Here is a 20137-nt window from a genome sequence, read left to right on the forward strand (position 1 = left end):
GTCAGATGGAATACCTTAATTATCACTTTGACTGTTTACCGAATTTTAACCTTGGCATTTCAGAGGTTAAAACTAAAAAAAAACTCAATACAAAATGTATTGAGTTTTAATTATTTATTCTATAGCAAGACTTATCTTTGTGGTTCCTTACGTCTTCTTTTATAAGACATTGCTCCTAATTTGTCAGTTGCACATCTAAATCCGATATAATTTGTAGCCATATATTCTGGCAAATATCTACGTTGAGCTGGGTCTAACCAATAAGCTCTATCTTTCCATGAACCTCCTTTATAAACTCTAGCTTGATCACTAATTAAAGTGTTTCTAGTTTTTGTATCATATTGTTGAATGATCAAACCACTTTCTCCAATTTGTTTTGGTGTTTTAGGTGAATTATACATTCTTGGTTGATTTTCCATATCTTCCTCATCTTGATAGTAATTTTTAGTTGAAGCCATATCTCCATCACCAATAGCAATATTATCAGCTTTTTCATAATTAGGTCTCATAAAAGCATCACGCTTCGTAATTGGTACATATTTAATACTACCTGGTAAATCTTTAGGTACAATTTTACCATTATCCAACGTATCAAACTCTATGCTGTTATAATCAACAACAACTACCTTACCTTCTTCATCAATTAAAGGTTTTTTAAATACATTTCCTCTAAAATAGTTAAAGTCATTTGCATCGTTATCTATAATTGGTCTATAAACATCAGCTACCCATTCTGCAACATTACCAGACATATCATACAGTCCAAATGCATTAGAATCATAAGATTTCACTCTAATTGTGATGTCAGCACCATCATTACTCCATCCTGCTAAACCACTATAATCACCTTTACCTTGTTTAAAGTTGGCTAATTGGTCACCACCTCTTCTTCTTGAATCATCTCTAGTTGTTGAACCATTCCAAGAATATTTTTTTCTTCCTCTAATAGTATTGTATTCTCTATTTTCAATTTCAGCTTTTGCAGCATACTCCCATTCAGCTTCAGTAGGCAATCTAAAACGTTGTGTTAACATACCATCAGACGTTTTAACGTGACGACCTGTAAAACCTTGATCAGATTTTTTAGACTTTCTATCTTTTCTTGATAATTTTTCACCATCATCTCCGGAAGCATCATCAGCATTTTTCGCTGCTTTTCTTTCTTTTTTACTTTGTTTCTTTACTTGGGCATTTGGATCATATAAACCTTTTCCATAAATATCTTCGTTACCATCAAATAACAAATCAGGATTTGCTAAATACGTACCTGTATCAAATCTATTTTTACCTTCTACAGTTACAGAATCCATATCAAATAAAGACTTAAGTACACCTTTATCCATTAATATTTTTTCATTAACCCTATCGGTTCTCCATTTACAGTATTCAGTAGCTTGTAACCAAGACACACCTACAACTGGATAATCAGAATATGATGGGTGACGTAAATATGCTTCAGATAATAACTCATTAAAACCAAGAGCATCTCTCCATACTAATGTATCTGGTAATGCAGATTGATAAATTTTTCTATAACTATCATCTGATGGAGGATATACTTTCTCTAAATATTGTAAATAAAACAAATATTCTAAGTTTGTAACCTCAGCTTCATCCATATAGAATGAACGTACTTGTTGTTTTGTTGGTGTCGTGTTCCAATCGAACATTACATCATCAGTTACACTACCCATGGTAAATGTACCTCCTTCTATTAGTACCATTCCTGGTGGAACTTTTTGACCAGCATAGTTTGTATTAGCTGTAAAACCACCATAAGTTGGATCGTTAAATTTCCAACCTGTAAGTTCAGAATGTGTTCTGGACTTTTTACCACAACTTATTAAAGTAGCAGCTACTAATACTGTTAACAAAACTTTGTTTCCGATATACCTTCTCATATTTAAACTTCTTAATTTATTCTTTTAGAGTTGAATCATTCGGCATTAGGGGTGTATTTTTTTGACACATTATGCCTGTTAATGCTAGTATAACGATAGTTTTATTTCTTTATTATATGTTGTGTTATAAAAAATGATATTAATTCTATTTAAATTTGCAAGCATTTAAAACAAACCGTCCAAACAAGCTCTATACTGTTTAGATTTGATATATGCTCAATATAAAATAAGTATGATTATCTTGCGAGACATTTAATTTATATATGAAGTCATTTCATTTGAAAAAGTTGTTTAGATCATTAGTACACCTATTATATATAGTCCCTTTCCTTGTTTCCTCTCAAAACAATGGTAGAAACGTTGTATCTAATACAAAATCTTATTCAACCGTTAAAAACGCTGTTTTATCTGAAGGTACCTGGTACAAGTTCTCAATTGATACTACTGGTATTTTTAAAATAGATAAACAGTTTTTACAAAACTTAGGGGTAAAAACAGACGATATAAATCCTAGAAACATCAGAATTTTTGGAAATGGCGGACAATTACTACCTCAAAAAAATGCTGATTTCAGATATGATGGATTACAAGAAAATGCAATTTTTGTAAATGGTGAAGAAGATAATAGTTTTGATACTAATGATTATATCCTCTTTTATGGTATAGGGCCACATGGTTGGAATATTATTCCATCACAACCTTCCCAATCTAAACACATTAATAATATATATAGCGATAATGCTTATTATTTCTTAACTGTAGATAATGGTTTGGGTAAACGAATTTCTACCGCTCCTGATATTTTAGCAACCGCCACAGAAACAATAACTACATATAATGATTATGATTTTATTGAAAACGATAAGACAAATTTATTTGCAAATGGACAACAATGGTTTGGTAAAGAGTTAAGTTTTGAAAATACTACAACGAAAGTATTTCAATTTGAGAACTTAGACGTTTCACAATCTATTACCATAAGAGTAAGAGGTGTAGCCATATCTTCAACATCATCTTCATTTGATGTAAAAGTGAATGGTCAAAACTTGATGAATATTAGTTTACCAGCAATTCCCTCAACATCAGGTAATTTAACACTTGCCATTCCACGTGAAAGTTCACAGAGTACATCTGTGAGCACCTCAACTATAGCAGTTGAAATTACTTACAATAATAATGGTAACCCTTCGGCTAAAGCCTATTTAGATTATGTAGAACTAATAGGTGTTAAAAAGCTAACTGCAAATGGCAAACAATTCTCCTTTAGAAATTTTGACTCTCAGTCAAATTCTACGCTCTTTAATTATCAAATAGAAAACAATACGAATATTGATCAAGTCTGGAATGTTACAGACGGTATCAATCCAAAAATTATCACCAATCAATCCAATTCAAATCAATTTAGTTTTAAATCGTTTGGAGGTTCATTACAAGAATTTATCGTACTGAACGAAAATGATTATTACAAACCAAAAATTATTGAGCAGACCAAAATTCCTAATCAAAATTTACAGGCCTTAAAAGATATAGATTATGTAATTATCACTCAAGATTTTTTAATGAATGAAGCAGAACGATTAGCTACATACCATAGAGAGAATTCTAACTTAGTGGTTCAAGTAATTAATTTAAACCATATATATAATGAATTTGGTTCTGGCTCACCTGATTTAACGGCTATTCGCGATTTTATAAGACATTTGTATCTAAATGCATCTAGTGATGAAACCAGAATAAAGTATGTCTGTTTATTTGGCGATGCTTCTTATGATTTTAAGGATCGGATTAACGATAACAATAATATTGTACCTTCTTTTCAATCTTTAGAAAGTTTTGATTTAGCACGTTCTTATGTTACGGATGATTATTATGGTATGATGGATGATGATGAAGGTGAACTAAGTAATGCTGATAATCAAGATGTTGCTACTGGAAGGTTTCCTATATCGACGGTAAGTGAAGCCAAATCTACAGTTGATAAAACCTTAAATTATTATAACACAGAATCTTTTGGAGACTGGCGTAATAGAATCACTTTGGTAGCTGATGATCCTGATGTGGCTAGCGAGTTTATACTTCAAGAAACCGTAGAAAAATTAGCCGATACGCTTAAAAACAGGCGGCCTATTTATAATTTGTCAAAAATTTATGCTGATGCCTATGTACAGGAAACTTCTGCCGGTGGCGAACGCTATCCTGATGTAAACGAAGCCATCAATAACGCTGTTGAAACAGGTTCTTTAGTCATAAATTATTTCGGACATGGTGGGGAAGATGGTTGGGCTAACGAGCGTATTTTAGAAAACTCAGCTATAAATGATTGGAACAACCTCAACAAGTTACCGCTATTTATAACTGTTACGTGTGAGTTTTCTAAATTTGACAACCCACTTAGACCTACTGCTGGCGAATTTGTTTTCTTAAATCCTTACGGAGGTGCCACAAGTTTAATAACGACAACGCGTGAAATTTTTATTAGTGTTGGGCAACGTTTTAACGACATACTCACCAAAAAACTTTTTGGATTCAACGGAGAAGATTATACTATTGCTGAAGCTCTGATGGCCATGAAAAATGACCCAACGTCTCCAAATACCACGCAACGTCTATTTGTTTTTTATTTAGGTGATCCTGCTATGAAACTTGCTCGTCCAAAACCAAGTATTGAGCTTACTAAATTAAACGGACAAAACATTACCTCAGCAACTGATACGCTAAAAGCTTTATCTAAAATCAGTTTAGAAGGAATTGTAAAAGATGCTCTCGGAAATGATTTAACTGATTTTAATGGTGAGTTGTCAGCAACCATTTATGACAAATCGGTAGACAGAATTACATTAGATAACAATAATTTTGGAAATAAACTATCTTTTGATGCTATTGAAAGTAAAATTTTTAGAGGAAGAGCTTCCATAAAAAATGGTGTTTTTAATTTTGATTTTATTGTACCAAAAGACATTAGAATAGCGTACGGAAAATCAAAAATCAGTTTATACGCCAACAATGACGCTATTGATAAAGGTGGTGTAAATCAAGAAGTTATTATTGGTGGGATTGATGAAAATGCACCTGAAGATAATGTTGGACCTATCATTCAACTTTTTATGGATGATGAGTCTTTTGCAGATGGAGGTAACACAAGTGAATCTCCAAATTTAATTGCCATTTTAGAAGATAGCTCAGGTATCAATACTTCAATTACTGCAGTTGACCATGATATTGTTGCCGTTTTAGATGGTGATCAGGCCAATCCATACATCTTAAATGATTTTTATGAAACAGAATTGGACGACTATACTACAGGAAAAGTGAAGTTCCCTTTTCGAAATTTAGAACCGGGTTTACATACACTAAATTTTAAAGTTTGGGATACATACAATAATTCATCAGAAGCAACGTTAAATTTTGTTGTAGTAGATAACAGCGATTTGGTATTGAGTAATGTTCTTAATTATCCTAATCCTTTTATAAATTATACAGAGTTTTGGTTTAATCACAATAAACCAAATGAACCGTTAGAGGTTCAAGTTCAGATATTTACAGTTTCTGGTAAACTAATTAAAACAATTAACCAAAACGTACAGTCTGAAAATCTATCACGTTCCATATCATGGAATGGTTTAGATGACTTTGGTAATAAAATTGGAAAAGGGGTTTACATTTATAAACTCAATGTTAAATCGACATTAACAAATACTAAAAACGAAAAATTTGAAAAACTTGTCATTTTACAGTAAAATCAAAATGTTCAAAATCCCTAACTTAACTATTCTGATGAAAAACTCATTTTTACTACTTATAGCATTTTTATGCTTACAAGTAGCTAACGCACAAGACGAACCAAATCCGATAACCACGGCCGCTCCATTTTTAACAATTGTACCAGACGCTCGTGCTGGAGGTATGGGTGATATTGGTGTAGCCACAAAACCTGATGCCAACTCTCAACATCATAACCCAGCAAAATTTGCTTTTTCAGATACTCAGTTCGCGGTAGGTGTAAATTACACCCCTTGGTTACGTAACTTAACGAACGATGTCTTTGTAAGTAGTTTAACTTTTTCAAATAAAATCAATGAACAAAGTGCCTGGGGTGCCAGTTTAAAATACTTTTCTCTTGGAACCATAGATTTAACAGATACAGGTGGAAACCCAATAGGTACTGAAAACCCTAACGAATTATCTTTTGATGGTTCATACTCTTTAAAACTAAACGAAACTTTCGCGTTGGCTGTTGGTGTACGATACATCCGTTCTGATTACGCTTTAAAGGTTGAAAATTCTGACCTAAAAACTGTAAATACTTTTGCCGTTGATGTTGCTGGTTATTATCAATCTCCAGAAAAAAATTACGGTAATTTTAATGGTATTTGGCGAGGTGGATTCAATCTTTCTAACATTGGTCCTAAAGTCACTTTATCTGATGGAGGAAGAGAAAGTTTTATACCAACCAATTTAAAATTAGGTGGTGGATTTGAATTTATCTTAGATGATATGAACTCCGTAACGACCAACCTTGAATTTAATAAATTATTAGTACCTACTCCTCCAATTAGAGATTCTTCAACAGGAGAAATTCTTGAAGGAAAAGATGATGATGTTAGCTTTTTAAGTGGTATGTTCAGTTCTTTTGGCGATGCTCCAAACGGATTTAGTGAAGAACTTAAAGAATTTACTTGGGCATTGGGTGCTGAATACATGTATGATAATACATTGGGACTTCGTCTTGGATATTTTAACGAAAATGAATTGAAAGGAGCTCGTAAATATTTTACATTAGGAGCCGGATTTAAATTTAAAAGTTTAAATTTAGATATGTCCTACTTGATCAACTCATCAGATGTTAATAATCCTTTAGAAAATACATTACGTTTTTCTTTGACTTTCAATTTCGGTGACATATTTGATTATTAAGATTCATATTAAATAATATAATTTCAAAAATCATTTTAGTATTTTAGCTAAAATGATTTTTTTATTTCAATTCTTATTTAAAAGTCCCGATAATGAAATTTAAAGAGGTGATTTTAAGTAATAATTGGTATCATCCCCAAAGTGTAGCTTTTTATGCAAAAAATACAAAGTAAAATAGAATATCTATTATTCGAAAATATTGATGAACTCGATGCCAATGCTCGTAATTTAATGAACGAAGCCATAAAAGCTCGTGAGAAAGCGTATGCCCCATATTCCAATTTTAATGTCGGTGCTGCTATCTTACTTGACAATAATGAGATAGTGCTAGGTAACAATCAAGAAAATGCTGCTTTCCCTTCTGGCTTGTGTGCAGAACGCGTTGCTATTTATAATGCAGGTGCCAATTACCCGGAATGTACAATTTTAGCTATTGCCATTTCAGCAAGTTCATCGAAACATAAAGTAACCAACCCTGTTGGCCCTTGTGGGGCTTGCAGACAAAGTATTGCAGAATACGAGCATAAACAAAAGCAAGCCATAGAAATTTATTTTATGGGAGAAGAAGGAAAAGTTGTTAAGGTAAATGCTTTAAAAGATTTATTACCTTTTGGTTTTGACAGTAGCTTTTTATAATTAATTTTCTTTTATTAGATAAACGATTAAGTGCTCCATCTTATGCAAGATATTAAAACTAGAGAAGACATCCATTTTATAATTACTGAGCTATACAAGAAATTGTTATCAGATGATATTGTTAAGCATTTCTTTGAAGATGTAATTAATGAGAATCATTTAGAAGAACACCTCAATATTGTAACTGATTTTTGGAATGGAATTTTATTTAGTGCCACTGATTACCAAAGAAATGCCATGCAACCTCATTTAATTCTCCATGAACGTAAGCCTTTTAAGCATGAACACTTTAAAAGGTGGTTATTACATTTCACTTCGTCTATTGACGACAACTTTAAAGGCGAAAAATCAGAAATGGCCAAGACAAGAGCCTTGTCAATTGCTACCGTTATGGAAATTAAAATGAGCAGTCATTCTTAAAATATTCTTTTTAAAATTTAATTACTAAGCTTAAAATAATTAATTTAGCCGTTGGTTGTAATTCAGCACCCTAGACCCTTTTTTATATGAAGTCAGTTATCACTGGAAACGGTAGTTTCATCCCCTCAGTTACTATAAAAAATAGCGATTTTATTGAAAGTCAGTTTTATGATGACAATAAAGAACTTTTTACTACATCGAATGAAGTAATCATAGAAAAATTTAAATCTATTACAGGCATCGGAGAAAGACGTTATGTAAAAGATAATTTAAACTCTTCAGACATTGCGACAATTGCTGCAGAGAGAGCTATAGAAGACTCTGGTATTGATGCTGAAGAATTAGATTACATTATAGTCGCTCAAAATTTTGGTGACGTTAAAAAAGGAAGTGTTCAAACAGACATTTTACCTAGTTTAGCGGCTAGAGTTAAGCATAATTTAAAAATAAAAAACTCCAATTGTGTAGCTTATGACATTATATTCGGTTGCCCAGGATGGCTACAAGGTGTCATACAAGCTCATATTTATATAAAATCTGGCGAAGCACAAAAATGTTTGGTTATTGGTTCTGAAACCTTATCAAGGGTAATTGACAATCACGATAGAGATTCAATGATTTTTGCTGATGGTGCCGGTGCCTGTGTAATGGAAGCCAAAGAAGAAAATAGCGATAACGGAATTTTAAGTTATGCTGCACTATCTGATACTATTGAAGAATCTAATTATCTTTATTTCGGAGAGTCAAATAAACCCAATACCAATGAGGGTGTTCGGTATATAAAAATGTTGGGACGAAAAATTTATGAATACTCCCTAAACAATGTGCCTTTAGCCATGAAAAACGCTTTAGATAAAAGCGGAGTCCCTATTGAAGAGGTTAAAAAAATATTTATACATCAAGCCAATGAAAAAATGGATGAAGCTATCATCAAACGTTTTTTTAGGTTGTATAAATCTCAAGTTCCAGAAAATGTTATGCCTATGAACATTCATAAATTAGGTAATAGTTCTGTGGCTACTATTCCTACCCTACTCGATTTGGTATTAAAAGGAAAAATAGAAAATCATAACCTAAACAAAGGAGATGTAATTATTTTAGCATCCGTAGGTGCTGGTATGAACATTAATGCCGTAGTGTATAGGTATTAGACCATAAACCCTTATCATTAGTTTTATCATATAAAAAACAAGAGATAATTATCTCGTTGCTGTTCTCCCTATATCAAACACTGATCTCTTATTAAAAAGTTTCAACAATAGTTGAACCAACTAAGCTTAATCTTCTAAAACTTCTTGTACTACTTTACCTGAAGTGGCATTAGGAAATGTAATTTCCAACAAAGTTGAGATTGTTGGAGCTATATCCGTAATATTTACGAGACTTTTACTTGATCCTTGCTTAATACCTTTACCATAAAAAATGATAGGCACATGCGTATCGTAATTATAACCTGAACCATGTGTAGAACCTGTTTTTGAATAGCTTATTGTAGCTGGGTTTGGCACTAATAATACATCCCCTGAAAATTTCTGATTGTATCCGTTTTGTAAAAAGTGCATTATACCCCCAGTAAAATTGGCAGTTTGCATGGTACGAGACGTTACTGCTCTTGAAATACCTTTATAATTAATAACTTCATCTGCTAAGCTTTGAGCCACTTCATTCGCCTCTAATTTCAACTCTTTAATTTTACTTTTGTTTAAAAAGATTTGAAAATTAGAGATGTCTTCAATCAAATCATCAGATTTATACTTCTCTAAAAGAAAGGCATTTGCTTTCTTTTTAAAATCTTTATTATCAAAATAACCTGAAGGTATTTTTAACGTCTTTAAATAGGAAGGTACTTGCACAGCAGCATGGTCTGCAGTTAAAAATAAGGTGTAATTACCTTTACCTACCTTTTCGTCTAAAAACTTAAAAAATGAAGCCAACTCTTTATCCAATCTTAAATACGTATCTTCAATTTCTTTGGAATCAACCCCAAATTTATGCCCCACATAATCGGTACTTGAAAAACTAACTGCTAAAAAGTCAGTTACATTTTGTGTTTGACCTAAATTCTCGCCAATTATAGCTGCCTCAGCAAAATCTTTTACAATAGTATTACCGTAAGGCACAGCCTTTAAAAGATCGTAATAGCCATTATTCTTCTTCAGTTTTTTTAAATCATAAGGAAATGTTGGTGTTTTTTTCCCTTTAAATAATCCTTCAAACTTATTATCATCGGCAATACTTTCTGTGTATGTATTAATATCGTACAGTGTATTCCAAGTGGAATTTAAATATTTTTTAGCATTGCCATTCTTATTAAACTCTTGAACCCATTTCGGTAATTTATCCATATAATAAGAACTGGTAATAAACTTACCTTCTTTTTTTCCTTGAAACCAATAAGATCCATCCGCTGCATGACCTGCTGGTAAAATAGCTGATCTATCTTTTATACTTAACCCTATGACTTTACCTCTCTTATTTTGTGCCATTTTAAGCTCATCACCTATTGTGGTAGCTAACATTCTTCGTGGTGACTTTTTACCTCCATCGTCTGCTCCAACACTCTTATAATCAACATCATCTACACAATAAATAGATTTTTTAGCGAACTTATCATACCAATTGTTACCAATTATACCGTGATAACTTGGTGTAGTACCTGTATATATAGAAGTATGGCCAACAGCTGTATAGGTAGGAATGTAATTATAATGCCCATTTTCACAGCTAAACCCACCATCAATTATTCTTTTAAAACCATCATTCCCATATCTATTGTAAAACCGTGTTAAATAGTCATAACGCATTTGATCAACTACAATACCAACAACCAATTTTGGGCGTTGCATTTCGATTGCAGTATGACTGAACGCTGGTTCATTTACAACAGAATTTTGAGCGAAACTAGAAGTGAATAAAACTAAGGTGAGAACAAAAGATAATAAATTTTTCATCAGTGATATTTTATATTAAAATCAAAATTAGGGCTTTTTTTACATTTAATATTATATTTTTGATATTTGAAAATTAAATTAATGTTAATTCATTTCCAATAACAGAAACCTATAATTTGATCAACTATTTTAAATATATTGGCAAGTATTTTATTATGCTTAAAGAGGTTTTTAAAAGACCTCAAAAAGGATCTATTTTTAGAGAATCCATTTTTAAAGAAATTGAAGATTTGGGTATTAACTCCATAGGAATAGTTGCTTTTATTTCCTTTTTTGTTGGTGGTGTTGTGGTTATTCAAACCGCTTTAAATTTGGACAATCCCATTACACCAAAATATTTAATTGGATATGCATCTAGAGAATCGTTAATATTAGAATTTTCACCAACACTTATTTCAATTATTTTAGCAGGAAAAGTAGGCTCGTACATTACTTCTAGTATTGGTACTATGCGAGTTACAGAACAGATTGATGCTCTAGAAGTAATGGGTATCAATTCATTAAATTATTTAGTGCTCCCAAAAATTATTGCTAACGTTTTCTTTTATCCGTTCGTGATTATTATTAGTATTTGGCTTGGTATTTTTGGAGGATGGGTTGCTGGAAATTTAACAGGATTAGTAAGCTCAGCTGATTACATAATGGGTATTAGAAGTGAATTTGAACCTTTTCACTTGGTCTATTCTATGATTAAGACTTCTGTATTTGCTTTTGTTATTGCTACAATACCGGCGTATCAAGGCTTTTATGTTAAAGGAGGAGCTATTGAAGTGGGTAATGCCAGTACACGTGCCGTAGTATGGACAAGTATTGTAATAATCGTATTGAATTACTTTTTAACTCAAATGCTTTTAGGAAAATGATTGAAGTAAGAAATTTAAATAAGGAGTTTGACGGGGTTCAAGTATTGAAGGGTATTGATGCCACTTTCGAAAATGGAAAAACGAGCTTGGTTATCGGTACTAGTGGATCAGGAAAAACCGTATTCTTAAAATGTCTGCTGGGTTTGATTCAACCTGAGAAAGGTGATATTATTTATGATGGTCAGATCTATAATGAAATGAGCGGTGATGAAAAACGTGATTTAAAAAAGGATATTGGTATGGTCTTTCAAGGAAGTGCCTTATTTGACAGTTCTACTGTTGAAGAAAATGTAATGTTTCCTTTAAAGATGTTTACCAATCAGTCATATGAAGAAAAAATTGAGCGTGTAAATTTTGTTTTAGACCGTGTAAACTTAGAAAATGCGAACAAAAAATTTCCCGCTGAACTTTCTGGAGGTATGCAAAAACGGGTAGCTATTGCCAGAGCAATAGTAATGAACCCAAAGTATTTATTTTGTGATGAGCCCAACTCGGGATTAGATCCGAAAACTTCGACGGTAATTGATAATTTAATTCAAGAAATTACGAAAGAATATAATATAACCACCATAATTAATAGCCATGACATGAATTCTGTGATGGAAATTGGTGAAAAAATTATATTATTGAAGCATGGTGTTAAAGAATGGGAAGGTACCAATGACGAAGTTTTTAAAACAGATAATGAATCGTTGGTTGATTTTGTTTATTCCTCTAACTTATTTAAAAAAGTAAGAGAAGCACAATTAAAACAAGACAATAGCGGCTCTTAATAAGATGATACCCAAAAATTATAGATAAAAAAAACTCTTACGCTATTCTCGTATAATTTTTAAGGTATCCAAAGCTAATCGGGTCTTAAGCCATAATTTGAGTTTTTCCTCTTGCATATTCAACTCCTTTTTTGGCATTTTAACTTTCCATTTTATACTAAAAAAAGCTATAGAATCGATCTTAGAGAAATCAGTTACCACTTTTTTAGCATAGCTCATCTTCTCAATACCATCATAATTTATTTTCGCTTCTTCACTGACCGATTTAAAAGGGATTTGATCTTTATAAAATTTATTAAGTTCATTTTCTAATAATCTAATTCTATCCTCTTTTTCTTTGATATTTTCATCACGAGAAGTAATTATTTTTTGATTTTGAGAATACAAATCCTGTAGATTTTTTACTTGTGCTAACATTTCCGTATCATCTTGCTGCTGAATTTTCAACTCAACTTCTCCCAAACCTAACTCCCCCATCCTATTTTTCCAAATACCAACTTGAGCATCAGAAACGGGATTGAATAAAGGCAGTGTTATTTTTTTATTGGTATAATCAATATTTTTATCGTCTTCCCCAATTATAGATACTCCACCTTCTTTTAGTTCATGAATAAAAGATTGTGCCGTTTTTTTAAATTCATTTTCTCTAAATAAATTGTAAAATGAATATATACTTCCAGCCAGTATAATAAATGCCACCACTGAGGCAAATTGACTAATTCGCTTCCGTTTAGCTGAATTTATATACTTAACCATCGGAAAACTTAAAAACTTAACAATTACAAATGTTGCTAATGCTATGAAAATGGTATTAATGGTAAACAAAAACATAGCCCCAAGAAAATAGGAAAATTGACCAGTAGCTAAACCATAACCGGCGGTACATAAAGGTGGCATTAATGCTGTCGCAATAGCAACACCTGCTACAGTATTGGTTTGAGCAGAAGGTCTACTAACCGCTATAATAAGTGCCAAGCCACCCGCAAGTGCTATAAAAACATCACGCACATCAGGTCTTGTTCTTGCTAAAATTTCAGTAGTCGCATCTTGAAACAATGGAATACTAAAAAACAAGAAAGAAGTTAACAAACTTAACCCCACCATAACCCCTAAATTAACCATAGAGCGTCTCAAAGTATCAATATCATTAATACCAATGGACAAGCCAACTCCTAATATTGGCCCCATTAAAGGCGATATTAACATGGCTCCAATGACAACAGCTGTTGAGTTCGCATTTAAACCGATGGAGGCTATAAGAATTGAAAAGACCAAAATCCAAGCTGTATGACCTTTCATGGAAATATTATCCTTGATTGCCTGTACTGTCCCTTCCTTATTCGTATCGTGTTTTATGTCTAAAAGATCTATCAAAAACTCTTTTATACCACCTAAGATACCAGTAACCTTCTTTTGGGTTTCTTCTTTTTTTACATCAAGATCAACTTCAACCTTTTTGTTTTCTTCCATGGTTTATAGAGCTTATTCTTTTTAAACTAAATCTTTACCAAATTTTTCTTTAACCTGAGAAACTATTTGTTTAATATCCTGTTCATTCTTTTTAGGACAAATTAACAATACATCTTCTTTTTCAACTACTATAAAATCTTCTAAACCTTGAATAACAACATGTTTGTATTTTGTAGTACTCACCATATTTCCTGAAGAATCATTAAAAATAGTTTTCGCATTTACAACGGCGTTATTTTCTTCGTCCTTTTCTAATTTTTCGTGTAAAGAACTCCAAGTTCCTAAATCATTCCATCCAAATTCAACGGGCAAGGTGTAAATATTTTCTGCCTTTTGCATAATCCCATAATCAATGGAAATATTTTCTGCTTTTTGATAATTATTATTAATAAAATCATCTTCCAAATTGGTATTGTAGGCCTTATTCCCTTCACAGAATAATGCATTCATTTCTGGTAAATAATTCTCAAAAGCCTTAACAATGCTTTTTACACTCCAAATAAAAATACCCGCATTCCAAACATAATCTCCACTTTCTAAAAATTTTGTAGCTGTTTCTAAATCAGGCTTCTCTGTAAAATTAATTACTTTTTTTATTTCGGAGTCATCATTTTCAAATTTTATATAACCATATCCCGTATTAGGACTATTAGGCTGTATACCCAAGGTCATTAAAATATCATTTTTCTCACAAGCATCAAAAGCTGTTTGAATATTATTTATAAATTCTTGCTCATCATCTATCCAATGATCAGATGGAGCTACAACCATAACCGCATTAGGATCTTTTTGTTGAATTTTTAATGCCGCATATAAAATACAAGGAGCCGTATTACGCATTGCAGGTTCTAACAATAATTGTTTCTCCGTGCATTCGGGTAATTGTTCTAAAACAAGCTCTTTATAAATAGCGTTTGTAGCTATTAAAATATTTTCTTTCGGAATTAAAGTTGACAGTCTCTTAAAAGTACGTTGCAGTAAAGAATCTCCTTTCCCTAACATATCGTGAAATTGTTTTGGGAATTGTGTAGTACTCACTGGCCAAAACCTTGAGCCAACACCACCTGCCATAATTACTGCGTAATAGTTTTGTTGCATTTTTTTATTTTTTTTGTACTATTTTTAGTATTTAATATCTATAAGGAAAGATAAATAATTTATTATTTAATTACCTCTACTTCTGCATTTTGATGAAATAAATACCTCTTTTTTGTTCTAACTTCAACACACTCATATCGTGTTCTTCGTTTTTCAATCATTTCAAAAATACGATTATTATGAATAAATTTATTCTTTGGTGCTAATTCAAAAATATAATTTAATTCATTCGCTTCATCATATTTTTTTAACGCTAAAGATAATTTTGCATCCGCATCAGTACTTGCCTTCGGGTTCTGTAAATAACGTGCTAAATAAGGTAATATTTCAGTTGGATAAATTTCAGGTGTAACATATGGTAACATCAAATGCTGAAAGTTCATTTTCCATTCAATACCATGTGGTTTTACTCGTTTGTGTTTTTGATGCGTTACTAAATGAGCTATTTCGTGTATTAAAGTCAACAAAAAGCGATAATGATTCAAATCGTTATTAATTGTAATTTGAAATTGACCTGTATTTAATTTTCTAAAATCACCATGTTTTGTCTTTCTATTATTTACAATTTTCAGTTTACACGGATATTTATTCAGTAAATCAATTACTAAATCAATAGATGCCAAAGGAATATATTTTTCTAAAATTTGTCTTTCTTTCATTTTTTTAAGGTGTTGAAGACGACACTTGCAACACTTTACCATTATAAAACTGATTACCTGTTAAAGCAAAATTAGCAATATACGCTCCCATTTCTTCAGGAGTTGTGGGTGCTTGATATCCTGGAAAAGCTGCTGCTAACATTTCCGTTTGTACTGCTCCTAATGCTAACGTGTTAAATGCAATTTGTTTTTCCTTAAATTCTTCTGCCAACAATTCCATTAACGTAATAACTGCTCCTTTTGAAGAACTGTATGCCGATAATCCCGGAAATTTCATACTTCCTTGAATACCGCCCATGCTACTAATAGCTACAACATGACTGCCCGCTTTCAAATAGGGTAACATAATTTTAGTCAAGCTTGCCACAGCAAATACGTTGACTTTATAAACTTCTAAAAATTCTTTTGCACTCGTCTCTGCAAATGGCTTGTTGACTATAGCTCCTGCATTATGTATTAAAACATCAACAGAATTCCATTTTTCTTTTACAAACTTTGAAATAGTAATTAGTTGATTTTCATCAGAGATATCAACTCCCAAAACCGAAATGTTGTTAAGTGTTTTTTGCAATTCTTCAAGCCTTGAAATATTTCTTGAAACCGCCAAAACTTGATGTCCTTTTTCACTCAAAAGCTTTACCATCTCGTATCCAATACCTCTGCTTGCCCCTGTTACTACAATATTTTTCACAACCATTCTATCTGATTCAATATTATTATCAATAAAAGCCATTAAAATTTCTTATTTTTAAGCATCAAATATAATCATTAACTCAGCAACCTACATTATGAAAAAATTACTTCTTAGTTTTTGCCTTTTATTCAGTTTCATTTTATCTGCACAAAACACTTATTTACATTGTGGTAAGCTGATTGACACCAAAGACGGTAAAGTTATTACTGAAATGACAGTTATTGTTTCTGGAAATAAAATTACAGATGTAAAAAGCGGATATATAAATCCGAAATCTAAAAAGGATAATATAATAGATTTAAAATCAAAAACAGTAATGCCAGGTCTAATTGATATGCATGTTCACTTAGAGGGGCAACTGAATCCTAAAAGTTATATTGAACCTTTTGTATTGAACGACGCTGATATAGCTTTTGACGCTCAAGGTTTTGCCAAATCTACTTTATTAGCAGGGTTTACAACTGTTAGAGATCTTGGCGGAAGTGGTGTAAACGTATCTTTACGAAACGCTATTAATCAAGGAAAGGTTGACGGACCTAGAATATTTACTGCTGAAAAATCATTGGCTACAACTGGAGGTCATGCCGACCCTACCAATGGATTTAGTAAGAAACTCATGGGGAATCCTGGACCTAAAGAGGGTGTTGTAAATAGTGTTGAAGATGCTAGAAAAGCCGTGAGACAACGCTATAAAAACGGAGCTGACCTTATAAAAATCACAGCTACAGGAGGCGTATTAAGTGTTGCAAAAAGTGGGCAAAATCCACAATTTACAATAGAAGAAATAAAAGCGATTTGCGAGACGGCTAAAGATTACGGAATGCATGTTGCCGCACATGCTCATGGAGATGAAGGCATGCAAAGAGCCATAATAGGAGGTGTTAAAACTATAGAACACGGTACTTTAATGAGTGAAGAAACCATGGAGCTCATGAAAAAGCATGATGCATACTATGTACCTACAATAACAGCTGGAAAATCAGTTGCCGATAAGGCCAAAATTAAAGGGTACTTTCCTGAAATTATTGTTCCAAAAGCTTTAGCTATTGGACCTAAAATTCAAAGTACTTTTGGTAAAGCCTATAAAAAAGGAGTTTCTATTGCTTTTGGTACGGATGCCGGTGTTTATGACCATGGCGATAATGGTAAAGAATTTGGTTATATGGTTGAAGCTGGAATGCCAGCCATAGAAACCATTCAGTCTGCAACGATTACCAATGCAAAAGTATTAGAAATGTCAACTGAAATTGGTCAAATAAAAATTGGCTTTATAGCTGATATTGTGGCTACGGACGAAGACCCTACTAAAAACATCAACACTATGGAAAATATTGTTTTTGTAATGAAAGAAGGAAAGGTTTATAAAAACTAAACCTATGAGATTTTTCATTAAAATAACTGTACAGTTATTTTTATTTTTTGCTTTAATAAGTTGTTCTAAAAATAAGTATGAAAAAGAATTACTTGGCACTTGGAATAATTATCCGTCTGGAGGATCGGTTGAAATAAGGTTTTATAAGGATTCAATTTCTTCTTATGAACATAGAAATAAAAGAAAAGGAACATGGAGTGCTGATATCAGTCAAATAAAAATGAATTTACCTTTGTTAAAATTCGTCGAAGGCTACAAGGCTAGTTTCATTTTTGATTATAAGCTGAATGGAGATTCTTTATTTATAAAAAACTTAGACGATTCTGCTTTTACTTATCCCGTATTTTTCAAAGTCAATGATTACTGGAAACATTATTTAAGACAATTTGATTTTCAAATAGATTTACCTGTAGCTGATTTTGAGATGATCAAAAGTGATTACATGCAGTATGGAATTGATTTATTTGTTGGATATAATAATAAAGAATTAATTGTTCAGTATAATGATCAAAATAATAATGTATTAAAAAATATTAAATCTATCGTTTATTCAGAAAGAGCACAATTTGAAGAAGAAGTAAATATCTTATATTTTAACCTTATCGCAGATAAAAATGTATCTGAACAACAAATTGACTCCATTAAAAAAATTCTAAATGTATTTCCAGACATGAAAATTTTTAGGGTTTATAAAAATGATACCGCCAATTATGGTAAGTATGATTTAGATCATGAATTATCTTATGATTGGAGCTGGTATGGGCGGTTTGAGTAATATTATTACTTTTTACTGGAAACTTCCTAATGCCAACTAATTTTCTTCCTCTTCGAAAATAATATGTTGATATGCACCGATATCTGGTGAAGCAGTTCTACTTACATTTAAAATATCATTGGGTACTTGTAATGCCGCATTTACATCTGCGTTTCCAATTGCTTCAGACGCTTCACCTATAATCAATTCATTTTCTTGTGTATCCTTAAAATCGAGATTTCCATTACGTATTACATTTTGATATAAAGAAGCATTTGTAAAATCAAATAATGGGTTGTCTAACACTTCTGTATTCGTCGTATTAAATTTTAACATGCTATTTTTAACATTAAAATTGAAGTCTGCTCCTTCAACTTTATTTAAAACAAATTCTACATCCTGATTACCATCAATAATACAATTGGTAAAGTTTGCCGCATATAAATTACGGGTTTCAATAACTTCGGTATTACTTTCATCATAATAACTAAAGAAATTATTTACCAATACACTTGGATATTGTCTGAAACCACTACGCCAATAATTAGCAAAAGTACAGTGCTTAAAATTGTAAGTACCACCTACAGTACACGCCAATGTAGATTGTCCACTATTACCAATTACGATATTCTCTCCCAAAATATTGGTCTCCCTACCTAAAATTCCATAATTAGACGTATTGTAAATCTGTGTATTTTTAATTGTTAAGGTTGGATTTGCATTACCAATAGAATCAGCTATTACACCAATAACACTATTTTTAATTATTGCATAGTTGATACTATTATTTTTACTTCCGGCACGCAACCAAATAGTTCCCCATTGTCCCGAAGTATCCTCAAATTCAGGTTCAAGCCTATCATCTTCAAATAACACTTCATTTTCAAAAGCACCATTTACATTTAAAGTCGCGTTTTTTCCCACTACGATTCCTGAATTGTCATGAAAATATAAAGTAGCCCCTGCATCAATGGTTAAGGTTGTGTTTTCTGCAACCCCCACATACCCATAAATCAGGTATGGTTTTGTATTTGTGAACGTATTGTTTCCTGACAAAGTTGTCCCTCTAACACCTAACAAATCACCATCTGTGTTTTGCCCAAGAATAATAGTTTCATAAACAAAACTGCCATCTGGTTGTTCTGTTCTATCAGGTTTTATCAAATTGACATCTAATACTAAAGCTTCCAATTTCACATCTTGTTCAATAGCCTCTGACTGAAAAACAACAGAATCTCTATAGAAAAACTCAGTATCCGTAATTTGCTCAAAATCAACCGTTGCTTCAACAAAAACATAAATACTATCATTTGCTAAAATATCTATATTTTCAAATGACTTTCCTGGAACACCATCCACATTTAAGCGATAGAAAGAATTATCGCCCCTTCCCAATTTAATAGTAGGAATAGTAATGGCTTCATTACTTCTATTATACACCTTAAAAGTTTGTGTGCTTGAACTAATATCATCAAAGACTCTATTTAACAATACGGTATCTACTGAGAATTCTAAATTACCAGAACTTACAATGGTACCAAAATCTTTACGACAAGAAGATATCCCTAAAATAATAAGAGCAATAAGAACTGAATACAATAATCGCATTATTGAGGGCATTTATAAGGTATA

General features: G+C 32.0%; 16 protein-coding genes. 9 read left to right on the forward strand and 7 right to left on the reverse strand.

Features of this window, described 5'->3' with window-relative positions; translation table 11 throughout:
* Positions 1 to 131: 131 nt before the first annotated feature.
* On the reverse strand, positions 132 to 1901 hold the full coding sequence (gldJ, locus tag FF125_RS15885) for a gliding motility lipoprotein GldJ (RefSeq protein WP_138950721.1): 1770 nt from the start codon (positions 1899 to 1901) through the stop codon (positions 132 to 134).
* Between the two features lie 263 nt (positions 1902 to 2164).
* On the opposite strand from gldJ, the gene porU reads away from it, so the two are divergent.
* From porU to FF125_RS15910, 5 genes are all read left to right on the forward strand, one after another.
* On the forward strand, positions 2165 to 5638 hold the full coding sequence (gene porU, locus FF125_RS15890; RefSeq protein ID WP_138950723.1) for a type IX secretion system sortase PorU: 3474 nt from the start codon (positions 2165 to 2167) through the stop codon (positions 5636 to 5638).
* Positions 5639 to 5675: 37 nt separating this feature from the next.
* Positions 5676 to 6815, forward strand: a complete 1140-nt coding sequence (porV, locus tag FF125_RS15895; RefSeq protein ID WP_138950725.1) for a type IX secretion system outer membrane channel protein PorV — start codon at positions 5676 to 5678, stop codon at positions 6813 to 6815.
* Positions 6816 to 6968: 153 nt separating this feature from the next.
* Positions 6969 to 7451 (forward strand): cytidine deaminase, encoded by a 483-nt coding sequence (cdd, locus tag FF125_RS15900; RefSeq protein WP_138950726.1) that lies wholly within the window; start codon positions 6969 to 6971, stop codon positions 7449 to 7451.
* A 42-nt stretch (positions 7452 to 7493) separates the two neighbouring features.
* Positions 7494 to 7871, forward strand: coding sequence for a group III truncated hemoglobin (locus tag FF125_RS15905; protein ID WP_138950727.1), 378 nt, complete (start codon positions 7494 to 7496; stop codon positions 7869 to 7871).
* A gap of 86 nt (positions 7872 to 7957) precedes the next feature.
* A complete protein-coding gene (locus FF125_RS15910; RefSeq protein ID WP_138950728.1) occupies positions 7958 to 9022 on the forward strand; it encodes a 3-oxoacyl-ACP synthase III family protein in 1065 nt (354 codons plus the stop codon).
* Positions 9023 to 9148: 126 nt separating this feature from the next.
* On the opposite strand, the gene pafA is transcribed toward FF125_RS15910, so the two are convergent.
* Positions 9149 to 10822, reverse strand: a complete 1674-nt coding sequence (gene pafA, locus FF125_RS15915) for an alkaline phosphatase PafA (RefSeq protein WP_138950729.1) — start codon at positions 10820 to 10822, stop codon at positions 9149 to 9151.
* Between the two features lie 155 nt (positions 10823 to 10977).
* On the opposite strand from pafA, the gene FF125_RS15920 reads away from it, so the two are divergent.
* Entirely contained in the window at positions 10978 to 11685 is a 708-nt protein-coding gene (locus FF125_RS15920) for an MlaE family ABC transporter permease (protein ID WP_117885034.1), read from the forward strand.
* Positions 11682 to 12458 carry an ABC transporter ATP-binding protein gene (locus tag FF125_RS15925; RefSeq protein ID WP_138950730.1) on the forward strand — a complete coding sequence of 259 codons (777 nt, stop codon included), beginning with the start codon at positions 11682 to 11684 and terminating at the stop codon, positions 12456 to 12458. The genes FF125_RS15920 and FF125_RS15925 overlap by 4 nt, the downstream gene beginning before the upstream one ends.
* Positions 12459 to 12500: 42 nt before the next feature.
* Here FF125_RS15925 and FF125_RS15930 read toward each other — a convergent pair whose 3' ends face one another.
* From FF125_RS15930 to FF125_RS15945, 4 genes are all read right to left on the reverse strand, one after another.
* Entirely contained in the window at positions 12501 to 13928 is a 1428-nt protein-coding gene (locus FF125_RS15930; protein WP_138950731.1) for a DUF389 domain-containing protein, read from the reverse strand.
* 21 nt (positions 13929 to 13949) lie between these two features.
* Positions 13950 to 15026 carry a mannose-1-phosphate guanylyltransferase gene (locus tag FF125_RS15935; RefSeq protein WP_138950732.1) on the reverse strand — a complete coding sequence of 359 codons (1077 nt, stop codon included), beginning with the start codon at positions 15024 to 15026 and terminating at the stop codon, positions 13950 to 13952.
* A 62-nt stretch (positions 15027 to 15088) separates the two neighbouring features.
* On the reverse strand, positions 15089 to 15685 hold the full coding sequence (locus FF125_RS15940; RefSeq protein WP_138950733.1) for a SprT-like domain-containing protein: 597 nt from the start codon (positions 15683 to 15685) through the stop codon (positions 15089 to 15091).
* Between the two features lie 4 nt (positions 15686 to 15689).
* Entirely contained in the window at positions 15690 to 16418 is a 729-nt protein-coding gene (locus FF125_RS15945) for an SDR family NAD(P)-dependent oxidoreductase (protein WP_250629604.1), read from the reverse strand.
* Between the two features lie 55 nt (positions 16419 to 16473).
* Here FF125_RS15945 and FF125_RS15950 point away from each other — a divergent pair, with 55 nt between their 5' ends.
* Together FF125_RS15950 and FF125_RS15955 are read left to right on the forward strand one after the other, a co-directional pair.
* Positions 16474 to 17751 (forward strand): metal-dependent hydrolase family protein, encoded by a 1278-nt coding sequence (locus FF125_RS15950; RefSeq protein WP_138950734.1) that lies wholly within the window; start codon positions 16474 to 16476, stop codon positions 17749 to 17751.
* A gap of 4 nt (positions 17752 to 17755) precedes the next feature.
* Positions 17756 to 18526: a hypothetical protein gene (locus FF125_RS15955; RefSeq protein ID WP_138950735.1), complete on the forward strand. Its 771-nt coding sequence runs from the start codon at positions 17756 to 17758 to the stop codon at positions 18524 to 18526.
* Between the two features lie 36 nt (positions 18527 to 18562).
* Here the strand turns inward: FF125_RS15955 and FF125_RS15960 are convergent, their stop codons facing one another.
* Positions 18563 to 20125, reverse strand: a complete 1563-nt coding sequence (locus tag FF125_RS15960) for a hypothetical protein (protein WP_250629605.1) — start codon at positions 20123 to 20125, stop codon at positions 18563 to 18565.
* Positions 20126 to 20137: the final 12 nt, after the last annotated feature.

Origin of the sequence: Aureibaculum algae, assembly GCF_006065315.1 — a bacterium.
In the GTDB taxonomy this organism is placed as follows: Bacteria; Bacteroidota; Bacteroidia; order Flavobacteriales; family Flavobacteriaceae; genus Aureibaculum; species Aureibaculum algae.